This is a genomic window from Gilliamella sp. ESL0250, from assembly GCF_013345045.1.
Classification (GTDB): domain Bacteria; phylum Pseudomonadota; class Gammaproteobacteria; order Enterobacterales; family Orbaceae; genus Gilliamella; species Gilliamella apicola_H.
This window is the reverse complement of record NZ_JAAEDV010000014.1, coordinates 39543-58470: the sequence shown is the minus strand read 5'-3', so window position 1 is coordinate 58470 and position 18928 is coordinate 39543. Positions and strand designations below refer to the sequence as shown.

General features: G+C 36.5%; 13 protein-coding genes. 12 read left to right on the top strand and 1 reads right to left on the bottom strand.

The features are described from left to right. The first annotated feature begins 10 nt into the window (after positions 1 to 10). Genes hisS through adk form a run of 6 tightly spaced genes read left to right on the top strand, consistent with a single transcriptional unit; the run spans position 11 to position 5654 of the window. Entirely contained in the window at positions 11 to 1288 is a 1278-nt protein-coding gene (gene hisS / locus GYY69_RS10850; RefSeq protein ID WP_174797690.1) for a histidine--tRNA ligase, read from the top strand. 17 nt (positions 1289 to 1305) lie between these two features. Then, the gene (locus tag GYY69_RS10845) at positions 1306 to 2031 is read left to right on the top strand and encodes a tetratricopeptide repeat protein (protein WP_174797689.1); all 726 of its coding nucleotides are present in this window, start codon (positions 1306 to 1308) and stop codon (positions 2029 to 2031) included. Between the two features lie 26 nt (positions 2032 to 2057). Next, positions 2058 to 3230: an outer membrane protein assembly factor BamB gene (gene bamB, locus GYY69_RS10840; protein ID WP_174797688.1), complete on the top strand. Its 1173-nt coding sequence runs from the start codon at positions 2058 to 2060 to the stop codon at positions 3228 to 3230. Between the two features lie 19 nt (positions 3231 to 3249). After that, complete coding sequence (gene der, locus GYY69_RS10835) at positions 3250 to 4716, top strand: ribosome biogenesis GTPase Der (RefSeq protein WP_174797687.1); 1467 nt, start codon at positions 3250 to 3252, stop codon at positions 4714 to 4716. Between the two features lie 3 nt (positions 4717 to 4719). Beyond that, complete coding sequence (locus tag GYY69_RS10830) at positions 4720 to 4971, top strand: YfgJ family double zinc ribbon protein (RefSeq protein WP_174797686.1); 252 nt, start codon at positions 4720 to 4722, stop codon at positions 4969 to 4971. A gap of 38 nt (positions 4972 to 5009) precedes the next feature. Continuing rightward, complete coding sequence (gene adk, locus GYY69_RS10825; protein WP_174797685.1) at positions 5010 to 5654, top strand: adenylate kinase; 645 nt, start codon at positions 5010 to 5012, stop codon at positions 5652 to 5654. 290 nt (positions 5655 to 5944) lie between these two features. Here the strand turns inward: adk and ybeD are convergent, their stop codons facing one another. Beyond that, positions 5945 to 6211: a DUF493 family protein YbeD gene (ybeD, locus tag GYY69_RS10820; RefSeq protein WP_174797684.1), complete on the bottom strand. Its 267-nt coding sequence runs from the start codon at positions 6209 to 6211 to the stop codon at positions 5945 to 5947. Between the two features lie 193 nt (positions 6212 to 6404). Between ybeD and gss the strand changes: the two genes are divergently transcribed. The 6 genes from gss (at position 6405) to GYY69_RS10790 (ending at position 18928) form a co-directional block, all read left to right on the top strand. Then, a complete protein-coding gene (gene gss / locus GYY69_RS10815; protein WP_174797683.1) occupies positions 6405 to 8279 on the top strand; it encodes a bifunctional glutathionylspermidine amidase/synthase in 1875 nt (624 codons plus the stop codon). A 284-nt stretch (positions 8280 to 8563) separates the two neighbouring features. Continuing rightward, positions 8564 to 10123 (top strand): SrfA family protein, encoded by a 1560-nt coding sequence (locus tag GYY69_RS10810; protein WP_174797682.1) that lies wholly within the window; start codon positions 8564 to 8566, stop codon positions 10121 to 10123. A 9-nt stretch (positions 10124 to 10132) separates the two neighbouring features. Then, positions 10133 to 13159, top strand: coding sequence for a virulence factor SrfB (locus GYY69_RS10805; RefSeq protein ID WP_174797681.1), 3027 nt, complete (start codon positions 10133 to 10135; stop codon positions 13157 to 13159). Then, positions 13156 to 15828 (top strand): putative virulence factor, encoded by a 2673-nt coding sequence (locus GYY69_RS10800; protein WP_174797680.1) that lies wholly within the window; start codon positions 13156 to 13158, stop codon positions 15826 to 15828. The genes GYY69_RS10805 and GYY69_RS10800 overlap by 4 nt, the downstream gene beginning before the upstream one ends. Positions 15829 to 15958: 130 nt before the next feature. After that, positions 15959 to 16960, top strand: a complete 1002-nt coding sequence (locus GYY69_RS10795; RefSeq protein ID WP_174797679.1) for a hypothetical protein — start codon at positions 15959 to 15961, stop codon at positions 16958 to 16960. A gap of 12 nt (positions 16961 to 16972) precedes the next feature. Beyond that, positions 16973 to 18928 carry a vWA domain-containing protein gene (locus tag GYY69_RS10790; RefSeq protein ID WP_174797678.1) on the top strand — a complete coding sequence of 652 codons (1956 nt, stop codon included), beginning with the start codon at positions 16973 to 16975 and terminating at the stop codon, positions 18926 to 18928.

Genomic DNA, 18928 nt, shown 5'->3' with positions numbered 1-18928 from the left:
GAATAAATAAATGACAGAGAGAAAGATCCAATCTATACGAGGAATGAATGATTTACTCCCAACAGATAGTGCAAGTTGGCAACAGATTGAAAACATTGTTAAAGGTGTATTAAACAGTTATGGCTATAACGAAATTAGAACGCCCATTGTTGAAGACACTGCACTATTTAAGCGAGCAGTCGGTGAAGTGACCGATATTGTTGAAAAAGAGATGTACACATTCAATGACCGTAATGATGAAAGTATTACTTTACGTCCCGAAATTACCGCAGGTTGTGTCCGTGCTGGCATTGAACATGGTCTTTTTTACAATCAAGAACAGCGCCTTTGGTACTTAGGGCCTGCTTTCCGTTATGAAAAACCGCAAAAAGGGCGCTATCGCCAATTTCATCAATTTGGTGTTGAAGTCTTTGGGCTTGAAGGACCAAATATTGATGCTGAACTTATCCTTTTAACTGCACGTTTCTGGAAAGCTTTGGGTATCGAACAGCATACCTCTCTTGAGCTAAATTCAATAGGTTCGATTGAAGCTAGAGCCAATTATCGAAATGCATTAGTTGCTTTTCTTGAACAATATAAAGATAAATTGGATGAAGACTGCTTACGTAGAATGTATACTAATCCATTAAGAGTACTTGACTCAAAAAATCCACTTGTGCAAGAGCTACTCAATCAAGCACCAAAATTGTTCGATTATTTAGATGAAGAATCTAAACAGCACTTTGAGGGGTTATGTCGCTTATTGGATAATGCTGGAGTAAAATACAATATTAATCAAAGGTTAGTTCGTGGATTAGATTATTATAATCGAACTGTTTTTGAATGGGTAACAAGTAGCTTAGGTGCACAAGGTACCGTTTGTGGTGGTGGTCGTTATGATGGGCTTGTAAGCCAACTAGGTGGACAACCAACACCAGCAGTGGGTTTTGCAATGGGCGTTGAGCGTTTAGTGTTATTAGTTCAAGCCGTTAATCCATCGTTTAATCGCGATAATTTGATTGATGTGTATATGATATCTTCTGGTGATGAAAGAACAATTTCAGCAGCACAACGTATTGCAGAGCAGTTGCGCGATGGCTTACCGGATTGGCGAATCATGACAAATTACGGTAGTAGTAATTTTAAGAAACAATTTTCCAAAGCCGATAAGTTAGGTGCTAAAATAGCAGTCATTATTGGTGAAAATGAATTAGCTAATCAGTCAGTAATGATTAAAAATTTACAAACAGGCGAACAAGTTGAAGTTGCACAAAAAGAAGTTGTTCAAACTTGCTTGTCGATTAAGTAAAGTAATAGGAGAAAAACGTGAGTCATCAGTTATCAAGTGAAGAACAACTTGAAGATATAAAAGGCTTTTTTGCTAAAACGTGGAAAATTATGGTTGCGATTCTTGTAATCGGGCTATTGGCCTTTTACGGCTGGCGCTATTGGCAATCATATAAAGCTGAAAAGGCGATTGAATCGTCAGATAAGTATGAACAGTTAATAGCTCAATTAGATGATAATAAACCAGATTCTGTCAATGAATTAGTCGCTTTTGCTAAAGACAACGATACTATTTATAGTGTATTTGCTAATTTACGTGCTGCAAAATTTTATGTTGAAGTATTAAAAGATTATTCTGGTGCGCAAACATTATTAGTCGATGCTTTAAAGAAAACTGATTCAGAGCCAGTCAAAGCAATTACCAATATTCGTATAGCGCGTTTACAGTACCAACAAGGTCAATATCAAGACAGTTTAACATCGTTAAGCCATGTGACTAGCGAAAGCTGGGGACCTGTAATTAATGATCTTCGTGGTGATGTGTTAGTTAAAATGACTCGTTATGCTGATGCAGTGAGCGCTTATAACGTTGCTTTAACTTCTAATCCAACCAAAGATTTAGAAGAAAACATTAAAATGAAGTTGAATCAAGCTGAATATTTAAAAGCAAAACAACAAGCTGAACAAGAAGCTCAAGCAGTTAAAGAAAAGGCAGAACAAGAAGCTCAGGCAAAAAAAACTGCAACGGAAGAAAGTAAAAATTAATTTATCCTGCTATAAGGAGCTATACAATGAAGTTATCAAAATATCTTTTTACTGGTGTTTTTATGTTTTCACTTGCTGGGTGCTCTTTATTCGGTGGGGAAGAAGAGATTGTTCAAATTTCACCTTCACCAGCAGTGAATAATCAATTTCCTATTCAACAAGTATGGCGAAATAGCACTGCTGGCAATACTCATATTTATTCATTATTAGGTCCGATCAATTATGATAATGCTATTTATGTTGCAAGTCGTAGTGGACAAGTTAAAGCAATTGATTTAGTAAGTGGTCATACTCTATGGGATGTAAATTTATCGCAAAGTACGCTTTTTAGCAGTAAAACGGCACTATTTTCAGGTGGTGTAAGTGCTGATGATAAATATGTTTACGTAGGTAGTGAACGCGCTGTTGTGTATGCGTTAGATCGTAACAATGGTAAAGTGGTGTGGGAAAAAACCGTAAAAGGTGAAGTGCTTGCTCGCCCAGTACCTTCTGAAGACAAATTGATAATTCATACTGCAAATGGCATTCTTCAAGGTCTTAATCGTGATACAGGTGATTATTTGTGGGATGTTTCTTTCGACGTTCCCGCACTGTCGCTAAGAGGCAACTCTACACCGACTATCGCTCATGGTGCAGCTATTGTTGGCGATGATAATGGTCGAGTAAATGCTTACTTTATTAATGACGGCCAATTAATTTGGCAGCAACGTATTTCACAGCCATCAGGCTCTACTGAAATTGCAAAATTAAACGATGTTGATTCAACCCCTGTAGTTGAAGGTAATTTAGTTTATTCCGTTGGTTATAATGGCAGTTTAGTTGCGCTTGATTTGAGTAATGGTCAAACTGTTTGGCGTAAAGGACTTGGTTCTACTCATAGCTTTGCGGTTGATACTAATCGATTATTTGTTGTTGACCAAAATGACAATGTTCAAGCTATTGCCAAGAATGGTGGCGGTGAGCTTTGGACACAATCAAATCTTACACATCGTCAGTTAACCGATCCTGTTATCTACCAAAATTATGTGGTATTTGGTGATTTTGAAGGTTACCTATATTGGTTAAATGCTGACAATGGAGAGCTTGCAGCTAAGACTCAAGTGAGCAGTAGTGGATTAATATCGAAACCAATTGTTGTGGACAATAAATTAATTGTTCAAGCCAAAAATGGTGATATTTACGCTTTTACAAAAAATTAAAGTAATTTAGAGAAGAAACATGGTACCTGTAGTAGCACTTGTTGGTCGTCCAAATGTTGGAAAGTCGACTTTATTTAATCGGTTAACGCGAACCCGAGATGCCTTAGTGGCTGACTTTCCTGGATTAACTCGTGATCGCAAATATGGACGAGCAGAAATCAAGGGCCATGAATATATCTTGATTGATACTGGCGGTATTGATGGATCTGAAGATGGGGTTGAAAGTTTTATGGCTGAGCAATCCCTGCAAGCAATAGAAGAAGCTGATATTGTTCTTTTCTTGGTTGATGCCAGAGCTGGTACCATGCCTGCCGATCATGCTATTGCTAAGCATTTACGCTCTCGTCAAAAAGCCACTTTTTTAGTGGCTAATAAAATTGATGGTATTGATGCGGATACTGCAATTTCTGATTTTTACGGATTAGGATTGGGCGAAATTCATCCCATTGCAGCTAGCCATGGTCGAGGCGTAAGCTCGTTAATTGAAACGGTATTAGATCCTATTTTTCAGTTTGATAATAACGAAGAAAGTGATTTTGAGAATAAAGAACAATTTGAGGACTTAACTGAATCTTGCGATGATTTTGTCGATGAAACACAATCCCTTATTAATCAACCCATCAAAGTTGCTATTGTTGGTCGTCCAAATGTAGGTAAGTCAACACTAACTAATCGAATTTTAGGTGAAGAACGAGTCGTTGTATATGATATGCCAGGCACCACGCGTGATAGCATCTATATACCAATGACACGTGATGAACGTGAGTATATCTTGATTGATACCGCTGGTGTTCGTAAGCGAGGAAAAGTCACCGAAACCGTTGAAAAATTTTCTGTCATTAAAACCTTACAAGCCATTGAAGATGCTAATGTTGTCATTTTAGTTATAGATGCCCGTGAAGGTATATCCGATCAAGACTTATCATTACTAGGTTTTATTATTAATAGTGGGCGCTCACTTGTTATAGCAGTTAATAAATGGGATGGTTTATCACAAGATATCAAAGAGCAAGTGAAAACAACACTAGATGATAGGTTAGACTTTATTGATTTTGCTCGTGTACATTTTATTTCTGCCTTGCATGGTAGTGGTGTTGGTAACTTATTTGACTCCATTCAAGAAGCGTATGATTGTGCAACGCGCCGTGTCAACACTGCCTTATTGACTAAGATTATGCAAATGGCACAAGACGATCATCAACCACCTTTGGTGCGAGGACGCCGCGTTAAATTAAAATATGCGCACGCAGGTGGTTATAATCCACCCATTGTCGTTATTCATGGTAATCAAGTTGAAGATTTACCAGATTCCTATAAGCGTTACTTGATGAACTATTTTAGACGCTCGCTAAAAATTATGGGTTCACCAATTCGAATTCAGTTTAAAGAAGGAACAAACCCATTTGAAGGGAGAAAAAATAGTTTAACCGCATCACAGCAACGCAAACGTCGTCGATTGATGAAACATGTTAGAGGTCGAAAATAATTTATGTCTCAAAAGAAGGTGGTTGATGGTGGACAAGAAGGTCTTTGCCCAAAGTGTCATCATAAAATGAGTATTGTTTCGCCTCAATATTTTAATTGTCTTCATTGCAAGCAACATTATTTTGAACAATATATTTGCCCGACTTGTCTGCAAAAAGTGCAGATGATTAAGGGCTGCGGGTCGGTGAACTATATTTGCCCAACTGATGGTTTAATCTCCAGCAGTAAGGTGATATTTCATTATTTACCAGAATAGAAGATATTATCTATATTAAAGCCATAAGAGGTTATTTTATGCGAATTATTTTATTAGGCGCACCAGGAGCAGGAAAGGGAACCCAAGCACAATTTATTATGCAAAAATATGGAATTCCCCAAATTTCAACTGGTGATATGTTGCGTGCAGCAGTAAAAGCGGGTACAGCGCTTGGTTTGCAAGCAAAAGAATTAATGGATGCAGGTAAATTGGTTACTGATGAACTTGTTATTGCATTAGTGAAAGAGCGTATTGCGCAAAGCGATTGTGCTAATGGCTTTTTATTAGATGGCTTTCCTCGTACTGTTCCTCAGGCTGATGCTATGAAAGCAGCTGGTATTAATGTTGATTATGTGCTTGAATTCGATGTACCAGACGCTGTCATTATTGATCGTATGAGTGGGCGCCGTATTCATGCTGCTTCAGGTCGTGTTTATCATATTCGTCATAATCCACCGAAAGTTGAAAATGTGGATGATGTGACAGGTGAACCATTAACCACTCGTAAAGATGATAGTGAAGATATTGTGCGTAAACGCCTTGTCGAATATCACGATTTAACTAAACCACTGATCAATTATTATCAGCATGAAGCAAAAGAAGGGCGTACACACTATTTCCATGTAGATGGGACGCAGCCTGTTGCCGAAGTAACAAAAGAATTAGCTAAAATTTTAGGATAATTGGTTATTTATACAAAGCGCAAGGTAGTGTTAACTATCTTGCGCTTTTTATTTCAAATAGATTAATATTGCCGCTTATATAGCGATCAACTAAAAGCTGAGCCACGATAAACATCGCCTAAACACCTTCAGAAAACGCACTAATTTTATTCGATTTTTTTCAAGTCATTTTTGTTTTAGCAGGGATAGATACTTCAGGAAAAAATATTTAGGTAGAATGTTGATTTTATTTTTTATGAAAAGCCTTATCTATAACAGTAAGGCTCTATTTTTAGCAAAAAAGTAAAGTATTATAAAACCATTCTTACAATATCGATTTCGCCTAATTCTCTATAAAGATTTTCGATCTGATCAATATGCGTGGCATTAATAGTAATTGAAACTGAATGATAATTGCCTTTACTGCTCGGTTTGATTGATGGCGTATAATCACCCGGAGCATGACGTTGAATGACTGATACCACTTTGTCAACAAGTTCAGGTTTGGCTTCGCCCATTACTTTGTAAGTAAAAGAACATGGGAACTCTAATAATTCATTTAATTTTGTTGGTTGCATAATCTTATTTTTCTCAGTTAATAGGTTCAATGTATTGGTATCAAGAATGATTACTATATATAGGCTGTTTATGACTCTTCAAGTAACGAATAATAAACATTGCTTTTTAAAGTATATATTTTGAGCTATGATAAGAAAATTCTAACATAGTGAAATAAGCGTTTTTACTATTTACCAATAAGGCTAAAACAATATGTCATCTAAATCCAAAAATAAAGAACCTTTTGGCACATTATTAGGTTATGCACCGGGCGGGGTTGCTATTTATTCTTCTGATTATGAAACATTAGATCGAAATCAATACCCGAATGATGGATCATTTCGTAGCTATTGTGGCTATGAGTATATGGGATATAAATGGCAATGCGTTGAATTTGCAAGGCGTTTTTTATTCTTAAATTACGGTATCGTTTTTACTGATGTAGGAATGGCGCACGAAATTTTTTCACTACGTTTTTTAAGGCAAGTTGTTAACGAGGCGATTTTACCTTTGCAAGCATTTGCTAATGGTAGCAAAAAAATGCCAGAAGCAGGCTCTTTGTTGGTATGGGATGATGGTGGTGTATTTGACAGAACAGGCCATATAGCTATTATCACTGAAGTATTTGAAGACAAAGTCCGAGTTGCTGAACAAAATGTAATACATACCCGTTTACCCATTGGACAGCAATGGACACGTGAACTTAAAATGACAGTGTCTAGTGAAGGTTATCATTTACATGATACGTTCGATGACACGAAAATTTTAGGTTGGATGATTCAAACTGATAAGACAGAGTATAGTTTACCTCAACCTAAAATTCCTCAGCCTTTACTTCAAATTCATAGTGCCCATATTAAAAACGAAGGTCAATTTGATAAAAAATGGTTAGATGAATCAGATCCATTAGAACATGCGTATGTATTAGCGGCAGGTCATGCGATTAGCCATGATGATCATTATCGTTATTTCACTATTTCAGAAAGTGCTGAGCAAGAATTAATTCGGGCTACCAATGAATTACATTTAATGTATTTACATGCCACCGACAAGGTATTAAAGGATGACAATCTATTGCTTAATTTTAATATTCCTGAAATATTATGGCCAAGATTAAGACTTTCGTGGCAACAGCGTCGTTATCAAATGATTACAGGACGATTAGATTTTTGTATGGATGAACGTGGCTTTAAAGTCTATGAATATAATGCCGATTCGGCCTCTTGTCATACCGAAGCAGGGAAAATATTAGCAAACTGGGCGACACAAGCAAGAATCAGTGTAGGAACAAATCCGAGTGAGGGTTTACTTAATGCTTTGGCTAATTGCTGGAAGCATAGTGATGCGCAAGCATTTGTACATATTATGCGTGATGATGATAGTGAAGAAAATTATCACGCTTTATTTATGCAAAAAGCTATGACTTTGGCTGGAATAGATAGCAAAATTTTACGCGGACTAAGTGGACTGAGATGGGATAAACGTGGACGGTTAGTGGACGATGAAGATCGCCAAGTCACTTGTGTTTGGAAAACATGGGCTTGGGAAACTGTTTTAGAACAGCTTCGACAAGAAAGTGAAGCACAAGTTGCAGGTTTGCCGATTCGTACTTGGCATCCTGATAATACCGTAAGATTAATTGATGTGCTTTTACGGCCTGAAGTATCTGTTTTTGAACCTTTATGGACCGTTATTCCAAGTAATAAGGCGATTTTGCCGGTATTGTGGTCATTATTCCCTAACCATCGTTATTTATTAGAATCGACTTTTGAACTCAACGATAACTTAATAAAAAAAGGTTATGCGATTAAACCTATTGCAGGGCGAAGGGGCAGTAATATTGAATTGGTGAACAGTAAAGAGCAAATACTCGATAAAACACTTGGCAAATTTGCTAAACAAGAAAATATTTATCAAGAGTTATGGTGTTTACCTAAAGTTGATGAAAGGTATTTGCAGTTATGTACTTTTACGGTTGGTGGCCATTATGGTGGTACTTGTTTACGTTCAGATCCTACATTAGTGATAAAAGGCGAAAGCGATATGCAACCATTACGCGTATTAACAGATCAAGATTTTTTAAAATAATTTTGTAAAAAACTTTCAGAAAAGTATGCGTTTCAGTATAAATTTGTAACAGGCTAGCAGAGTTATAATTAACTTGAAAAATTTTATAAACCAAATGGTTATAAATTTTTATGTATGGTTTATATAAAGCGTTTTATTAGTAGTGGAACTTATCAAAAATATGAATAAAAATTCATAATATCCATAATGATATCAATTACAATGATAGTGTTTTCTGTTAAACTTATTTTTGTTGCGTACAAATGCTGAGAAATAAAATAATAGAAAGAAATAGAAAGGAACATATGGCAAATACATTACTTCGAAGCGGTGATATCAAAGACTTTAAAATGCTAGGGCATGATGGTAAAGCCGCTTATTTAGTTGCAGCTCAAATCCGTGAAATGTTTAGAGTTAAATTAGGTAAACAATATGCTGATTATTTAGCTATTCCACAACGCAATGATCACGGCAATATTATCGATTGGTATATTCCTTTTGATTCAAATCAGCCTGATGGGCAATATGATATTGTTCCTTGGACTTCAGCTAGTGAATCTGAGCAACAGTCAGCGCTGGCTTTACTGAAAGAATTTGAACATAAAGTGATGAATTTTGGCAAACAACTAGCCAGTAATCCTAATTTAGAAGGTGATCAACTGCTTTTTAGCCGTCTTATTTATGATCCCAAAAATAATGTTGATAGTGCCGAACCTAATTTGATGGCAATACGTTTTCCAAGTAATCAATTTGTTTATATTGTTAACGGTAAACCGGTGATTACTTTCTGGGGATTTGTGTATCCGCACACCTCTCAAGGCAATTCTCCATTCTATAGTTTAGAATCGGTAGCAAAAGTTGCACAAGCAGCTGCCGTTACTTCTGCCACGCCTATTGATAATAAACCATGGTGGAAGCGTTGGTGGATATGGTTGCTGGGATTATTACCGTTATTGTTGCTTTTATTAGCCTTGTTTTTGCTACGCGGTTGTTGGTTAAAACCTGAGATATCGATTAATCCGAATGTATCTTTAGATAATAACAATATTAGTCAACCTGAAAAGGATGACAAGCAGGATAAAAAAGCGACAGAACCAGAATTAAAAACTGAACCAAGAGGTGTGGTTGTTGATAATCGGTTAGGTGTCACGGGTAATGCTATACCAAATGGTACCATTTTAGACAATACAACCAATACCCCGACTAATGCCGATGTAGCAAATGATTCGGTTGATCATTCTGTAGCACCAGATAATGCAAATGAGGGGAATAATACTTCAAATCCAGATGCGCAAGATAATAAAAATGATCAAGTGACTCCGCCTGATATAGGTAAAACAGATGATAAAGATGAAAAATCAACACCTATCGATCCCGATAAAAAAGATAATACAGATGTTCAAAATAGACAAGACAAAGATAGCGCTGACCAAACTTCTTCGCCATTAGATAAAGATAATAAAGCAGATCCTAACGCTGGAGTTGATCAAACAAATAATTTAGCTTTACCAGCAGATGCAATCAAGCAAGGAACCACAAAATTCTTAGATGGACAATGGTCTGTCAATGGTGGCATTCAAGACAAAGCCACAGGTAAACCATTGCAATTAAGTTATAACTTTAAAGATGGTAATGGCGAAGTTACTATAACGCGTAGTGACGGTGTGAAATGTACGGGTAATGTTGGCACTGATATTAAAAATGCTAATTTAGGTATAGCAGGTAATACAGAGGCTGTTTGTAGTGATAACACCAAATATCAATTACCCAAAATTCAATGCACACCAGGCAAAGATAATAAAGCCAATTGCCAAGGAATTTATAATAATGGGACTTCATTCCCAATAACGATGAAAAAACAATAAAGGTTGTATATGCTTCCAGAATTACGCAATTATGGTCAAGAAGTGACACTGATTATGAATAGTGGCATTCAGTTTCTTGATTTTGCACTTAAAATCGATTGGAAAGATAATCGATGGCGCAGTAAAGTTAATGGGGCTTTTATTGACCCATCAGAAAGTGGTGCACTTATCAGGTTGATTGAAGATGTGGAAAGTGGTCAATTTTTCACACCTGATAATCCAACATTTGCTGTCAAACCAACACAAGAAATTAGTGTTGATCAGTCGTTAAAATTATATGATGGTATTTGGTTACCTGTGCCTGTTTTGCGTTCAATACCGCCAGAACGCTTTGATCAAGGGCCGCATAATTGGAGCCGAGTTCGAATTGTTAGTATTCCTGAAGGTGAAGATCCTGATGGCAATACACATCGAATTACGTTTGCTTTTGATACAAAAGTATTCGCTAACTTACAAGATGTGGCTTACCTTGCTCCAACCGAAAATGATGTGATGACTGGCGCAGTTTTTAGTTTAGCGCATCGTTCAGATCATGTTTCATGGTATTTAGAGCTTAAATGGATAACCAGTTGGTTAATTGATCTCTTTCAAGAGCTGGCGCCACAATCTGAGCGGTTAAAGATCCATAAAGATGATCTTAATCAAGAAATTAAAAGCAAATCTTATTATGGACACTACCTAAATATCATCCATTTACTTGCCGATTCATTGCAATTACCGACAATTAAAATTGTGTCAAACAATAAAGATGATGTGGTGAAATCAATTCCTGTAGATATGATTTTAGATGTGGGTAATTCACGCACTTGTGGGATTCTAATTGAAGATCATGCTCAAGATAAAGATAGTTTAAATCATCGTTATGAGCTTGAAATCCGTGATTTAACACAACCTGAGCATATCTATAACGAACCGTTTGAAAGCCGAGTAGAATTTGCCCAAACTTTTTTTGGCAAGGAACATTTTTCTTTGCAAAGTGGACGACGCGATACTTTTCGTTGGCCAAGTATTGTCCGTGTTGGTCAAGAAGCAAGCCGACTTGCCAGCCGGCGTGAAGGCAATGAAGGCGCAACGGGACTTTCAAGCCCAAAACGTTATTTGTGGGATCAAGATAAATATGAACAAGGATGGCGTTTTAACTCTCATTATGTAAAAAGTGATCATGAACCATTTGCAACAGCAGAACCTTTTTCTAGTTTAATTAATGAATATGGTGAAGCGTTGCATATTCTTAGCAATGATATTCAAGACGAGTATGATCGCAAAATGCCGGTTTTCCACCCAAAATACTCTCGTAGCTCCTTGATGACGTTTATGTTATGTGAAGTATTAATGCATGCATTAATGCAAATGAATAGTGTCGCTCAGCGTAATAAACTAGAGCATGCGAAAACACCACGTAATTTACGTTCAATCATTTTAACGATTCCGCCAGCCATGCCAAAACCCGAACAAGCAATATTTAAAAGTTGCGTATATCAAGCCATCGGTTTGGTTTGGAAAAGCCTTGGTTGGGATAGTTCAGATGACAATATTGATTTCAATAATCCTGAGCAATTAAAAAGCGTTTGGCCAAATATTCCTGAAGTTTATATCCAATGGGATGAAGCGACTTGTGGCCAAGTTGTGTATCTTTTTAACGAAACACAAAATAATTATAATGGGCGATGCGAAGAGTTTATTGCATCAATGATCCGTCCGGATAAAACCAATAAGCAAAAGTTAACTATTGCAACGGTTGATATTGGTGGTGGTACAACCGATTTAGTGATTAACGATTATCAATTAGACTACGGCGTTAGCGGGCAAGCCAATAGCAGTAATGCCTATATTGTGCCAACACAGCGTTTTCGTGATGGATTCAAAGTGGCGGGTGATGATATTTTACTTGATATTATCCAAGATACCGTTATAACAGCTTTAACAAATGGTTTGAAACAAGCTGGAATTACTGATCCTAATCCTATTTTGTCCATAACGATTGGTTCTCAGCAACTATCAATTCAAGATGCGGTATTGCGCCAGCAACTTACCTTACAGCTATTTATACCAGTTGGGTTACAAATATTAAAAGCATATGAACTTTATGACCCATTACACGCAGAGCAACATGTCTATTGTTCTACTTTCGGTGAATTATTACAACACAATATGATGACCGATAACGTGCTTAATTTTATTAATGAACCGATTAAGCGCGCATTAAATAATCCTGATTTTTCAGTACTTGACTTAAGTATTGAGATTAACCTTAAACGTATTCATTATTTGTTTATTCGGGGCGATTATTACAATATTTGTAAAACGTTTGATGCGTTATCAGAGATTATTAGTTGTTATCAGTGTGATGTTCTTTTGTTAACTGGTCGTCCTTCGCGTTTACCGGGGATTCAAAGTTATTTCCGATCACGCTTATCCATGCCTGCAGGTCGAATTTTGCCTTTGCATGGTTATTATACTGGTGGTTGGTATCCTTTCCATAAACAAGAACGAATTGATGATCCTAAAACAACGGCAGCCGTGGGGGCGATGCTGTGCTTTTTAAGCAAGAATTTACGATTACCTAATTTCTATTTTAGATCCTCTAATATAGATTTATATTCAACCGTTAAGTACATTGGACTTTTAGATAATCTTAATATGATTAAAAAAGAAAATGTCTATTACCAAGATATTGATCTGGATAATCCTGATTATGATTTTCCTAATCTCTCATTTGAAATACGAGGCACCACAAGACTTGGTTTTAGGCAACTTGAAGTTGACCGTTGGCCAGCATCGCCTATCTATATTTTAACGATTGAAAGCAGTGAAGTGGCTAAGCGATTAAGCGCTGAAGGCGTCGTGCTAGAAGTAACTTTAGGCATAAAAAATAAACAAAAAATGGTCGAAAATTTTTATATTAAAGAGGTAAAAGCCTCAGATGGTCGAGCCTGTAATAAAAATCAGGATATTAAACTAAGTTTAAACACCATGGTTAACTCGGGGTTAATAAGTACGCAATATTGGCTTGATAGTGGAATGATAAAACGATGAAAAACTTAAACGAACAACTGCCTAAATCTTGGGATCAGGTCTATCAAGCATCTGCAAAGGCCATTGAGTGGGTGAATCAAACACGCCATTCATCTAAACGTTTAAATAGCGAAGCGGATAACTTAATTTTGGATTTGCGGCGGTTACGTAACAGCGCAAAACGATTGGGAGATGTATCAAAGAAATCTGTTGCAGTTGGTTTTTTTGGATTATCACAGGCAGGTAAATCTTATTTAATTTCAGCACTTGCAGCTGGTGAAAATGGTAAGCTTGAAACGGTTGTCGATAATGAAGTGTTAGATTTTATTGACCATGTTAATCCCGTGGGTAGTGGCAAAGAGGCGACGGGGCTTGTTACTCGCTTTAGCCGCATTGCCAAAGGTGGCATACCTAACTATCCGTTAGAGTTAAAATTGTTTAAAGAGATCGAAATTGTCAAAATCTTGATAAATGCTTATTTTAAAGATTTTGATCAGCAAAAAGTATCTAATAAAATCGAGTTTGCACCGTTAAATCAGACAATCCAACGCTTGGAAAATCAGAAACAAACTAATTATGTCGGTGGTGTTAGCGAGGATGATATTGTTGATCTTTACGATTATTTATCTGAAAACTTTGGTAACTCACTTGAAGAATTAAAAGGCGGATATTGGGAAAAAGTAACGTACCTTATTCCTTATTTATCAGTAGTAGAGCGTGGCGAGCTGTTTTCTGTCTTATGGGGGGGAATTACTGAACTGACGATAATTTACACTCAATTAGCCACCACATTATCAAGTTTACACCATGCTGAAACTGTGTATGCGCCGCTTTCAGTATTAGTGAAAGATAATAATGGCACCAAGTCGCAAATTGACAGTATTATGAATGTCGATATTCTTGAGCGATTAAATACCGACAAAGATTCATCGATTACTATAACGCCGTTAAATAGTGAACCAACATCAATATCTTTAGCGCAATTGGCTTTTTTAACCGCCGAATTAATTTTCCCATTAGTCAATAAAACCAGAGTGCCAACTTTTGAAAATGTGGATTTACTTGATTTTCCTGGATATCGAGGGCGTTTAAATTTGATATCGATTTCAGATGTGAAAGAAGGCAACCCTATTGCTCAGCTTTTATTACGGGGTAAAGTTGCTTATCTTTTTGAAAAATATACTGATAGCCAAGAAATGAACGTGCTAGTTGTTTGCACGCCGTCAGATAAACAATCTGATGTTAATGATGTTGGTCCAGTACTTGAGCGTTGGATCGATAAAACCCAAGGTGAAACAGCTGAAAAAAGAGCAACGAAAAAAGCGGGGTTATTATGGGCAATCACCATGTTTGATAAACGTATTGGCACCTCATTAACTCTATCAGAAGACAATCTTAAAAATAGCTGGGGTAAAGGTGGGTTACTTCAGCAAACTATTTTAGAACGCTTTGGTAGTTACGATTGGTTAAGTAACTGGTCTAACGAACATAAATTTAATAATGTCTTTCTTGTCCGCAAACCAGGATTTGATGTACCGTTTTTAAATGTCGAGCCGAACACTTGCCAAGAGCAATCTTATAATGAAAATTATCAAGATAAAATGAATGTATTAAGAAATACATTTGTGCAAAATAGTGATATCAAACAGTATGTGTTCCAGCCAGAAGAAGCATGGGATGCCATGTTAAAACTTAATGATGGTGGTATAGGGCGAATTAGCCAATACTTAGAACAAGTTGCTATTACTGAAGTCAAACAGCAACGAATTGTTGAACAGCTTAATGAAAAAATTGAATATATTATTAATATGCGTTTTGATACTTGGTATCAAGCGGACAATGATGAAGAACTAGCCAAGAAAAAACAAATCATTGCTGATGTTGTTAAAGAGTTACAGAGCAAAGCACTATTATTAGGTGAGCTACTTAAAGCGTTTGAATTGCCAGATCAAACCATTAGAGCGCTTTATCATTCCAATACTGTAGAAAATGAAACGCAGCAAGCAGGTAATGATAATGTGTTAGATAACTTATCTAATGATTTTGGTTTAACTGCTGATTTTGAACTATTTTCTGATGTGAGTTCATCACCAACCACCAAACAAGTCGCTATATTATCGAATGAATCTAAGTTTGCAAAAACGGTTTTCTCGGCATGGTTAGAGCATTTAAGAAATATTGTGCTAGATAAGCATATCTTGCAGTTTTTCGGTATCAATCAAAAATCGCTCTCTTTTATGGTAGAAGAATTGATTACTGCTGCGAATCGAATGAAACTTGAAGCAAGTTTAAGCGAACGCATTTTGAATAATGAAAACACAGGTAGTAAACGTGATGATCTAGAGTCTAGACAAGTCAGTACTATTCATACTTTACTGGCAGACTTTATTGCTTGGCTTGGTTTTATTCAAGGGCAAGCAAGTGATATACCAATGAGCAAAGTTAATCAGGGGAAACCAATATTTTCTTCACCACTAAGCGAATTTAATGTGCAATCATCGCATTTATTACCAAAACTGGACGATAACACTAAAAATTATTCTCAGTATGCAATATTTGATTGGTTTATTGCGTTTGCTATGCTTGCGCAAGAAAATGTAGGGCATCATGCAGGACGCGAAATTAGCCAAGAACAAAATAGCCGATTGGGTGAAATTCTTGCTTTTTTTAAGCAATCGCGGATTAATTAAAATTAAATAACAACATATTGAATAAATAACAAAGTATAGTAGGAAAGTCTTTTTGAGCGAAAAGAGCTTTTCCAATTAATAGCTCAGATAAACAATACTCACATATTCGAGTATAAAAATAGAGGATATCATGGCATTAAGAATAGAATTAGATGGTTATAAACCCGGTATTGCGAAGTTTTTAGCTCAAAAATGGAGTGGTAGTTCTGAAATTGATATGCTTATACAACGAAATCAAGATGGTTATTATTTATTAGGTCTAAATCAATGGAGCCCTGAAAAAAATTGGCACGCCGTTGAAAATATGTCTGTTGATAATGAACAATTAACCGGACAAATTGGTGAATGGTTGATTGACTCTTTATTATCACAAGAAAGCCAGATTCGATTTCTTATACAAATTCGTGATAAGCAAAATGAGAATTATGTTGATGGGGGGGTTGTGAGTATTGCTGATTCGGTTCTTGCATCAACAGCATTAAACTTGCAAGCTGCACTACCCAATGACGAACAAACTATAGCGCAGCCGGATCCTGTTAGTGATTCTATTATTGAAGATCAAACACCATTAATTGAAGAATCTAGCCTTGGCGCTGAAAATGAAACGTTTGCCGAATCCATCGAACCAGAAATCATACCAGAAGAGCCAGTTAAATCGAGAAGTCGCCTAGGGTTAATTATGACTATTATTATCGGTTGTATGGTGCTAATTGGACTTGGTATGGCTGCATGGTATTTTTTATTTTACAAAAATCAATCACAACCAACACCGCCAACTCCAGCAGTGCAAATTAGTGGTCAATGTAATTTGAACAACGCCTCTACTGATGATTTAACCTTTATTCAACAATGTTTACAGACCAAGCCAGAGACAGATGCCATTATTCAGATCATTACTGAGGCTAAAAAAAATGAAAAATGTAATATTGCTCAGCGGTTATATGCAAATCAGGCTCAAACTAATCCTAAAATTGCGATGTTATATGCAAAAGAGTATGACGAAAAATATTATGAAGCAAATAATTGCTTTAAAGCAGATAAAGAAACGGCTATTTATTGGTATGAAACGTCGTTGACTAACGATGCAAATAATACGTTCGTTAAAGATCGTTTAACTGAATTACAAAAATAGTGAGGATCAAGAATGAATAAGCTAGCTATCTCGAAACTCATTGTCACACTAGGTCTAACATGCCTGCCTTTGATAGGGTTTGCAACAGAGCCACTTAAACAGGCTGGAAAAACAACCCTATACCAACGAGTATTAAGTACCCCAACGTGTGAATTAAAAAACAATATTACCGATGCTACAGGCAAATCCTTGCCTGCATTTTCCCGTTATTATGTTTATGAACGCAAAAATGACAATAATCAAGAGTGGCTTAGTGTTGGTCCTGATTCTTATGGAAAAACCATTGGTTGGATTAATAATTCATGTGCGATTGCTTGGAATATGCAAATGACATTGGTTTTTACAAATCCAGTTGATCGTGATCCTTTGCTCTTTTTTAAAGATAAAGCCACATTAACGGCGATTATTGATGCAGACAAGCCTGAAGCTTTATTAAAACCTATTCGTGACGCATTAAAAGCAAATAAACCCGCTTTAGAAGTGGTGGCTCAAGAACCTAAAGAGTTCGTTGATTTTAAAAGTAACTTCTATTTATTACCTATTTTACAAGGTGAAGAAGTGATGAATGGGCAAGGGTTTTATGAGCGAGTGTTAGAAGTTGCCTCAGTCAGTAAACAAGAATCATTGATAAAAAATAACACAAAATCAACAACGACTGATGATAGTGCTAACCAAGTAGCCCCTTTTAAAGCCGCCATAGTGTTTGTTATTGACTCGACTATTTCTATGGATCCTTATATTTCAAGAACTAAGGAGGCAGTAGCGCGAGTTTATCAACATATTGAAAAAGAAAATTTACAAAATCAAGTTAAGTTTGGATTGGTTTCATTTAGGTCAAGTTTAAAGGCTTCCGATAAGCTTGAATTTGTGAGCAAAATTTTTGCCGATCCCAATAAAGTTAAAGATAAAGATGACTTTAAACAATTGAGCTCTTCGCTTAAACAAGCTTCTGTTTCTACCTCGTATTTTGCTGAAGATTCTTATGCGGGTGTTGCTCAAGCATTAAATGATATTAATTGGAATAGCTTTGGGGCGCGTTATATGATTTTGATAACTGATGCAAGTGCGATTCCTGGTGATGATAAGCTCTCTAGTACTGGCATGGATGCAGCGCAATTAAGACTTGAAGCTCAGCATAAAGGTGTTGCAATTTATGCATTACATTTAAAAACGCCAAGTGGTGCAAAAGATCATCAAATTGCGGCAGAACAATATTCGGACTTAACGTATAACGATTTTATTCATAAATCACTTTATTACCCAGTGAATGCAGGTGATGTGAATGAGTTTGGTCAAAAAGTTGATTTGCTAGCAAAAGCATTGTCTGAGCAAGTTAAACTTGCTTATAAAGGTGAAGCTTCTGTTGGTAATGCCATCAATGCAAAAGATGATAATTCAGACATGTTAAAAGATGCATTGCTACTAAGCAAGGCAATGCAACTGGCTTATTTGGGAGATGTTAAAGGCACTCAAGCTCCGTCAGTTTTTAAAGCATGGATTGCCGATAAAGATTTTGTCAAACCGACTATTCCAACAGCAGAGCCACGTATATTATTAACAAAATCGCAACTAAGTGATTTGAGCGATGTGGTTAGCAAAATTGCTAATGCGGCTAATGATGGATTGATTTCTGCCGATGATATGTTCTCTCAACTTCGTTCTGTTGCGGCTGCAATGGGGCAAGATCCAAGTAAATTAAAATCTGATTCCGTCACAAAAATTGCTGACTTAGGTTTGCTGGGTGAATATTTAGATAATATCCCTTATAAAAGCGATGTCACTGGACTTGATCAAGATACATGGAAAAGTATGAGTGGGCTTGAACAAGAAAAATTTATCCGTAATTTAAACAGTAAGATTCGCTATTATCAAAAATGTAATGCGGATGTCGATCGTTGGATTTCATTAGCTGACGGTAGTGATCCTCGCGAAAATGTTTATCCTATACCATTAGAAATGTTGCCGTAA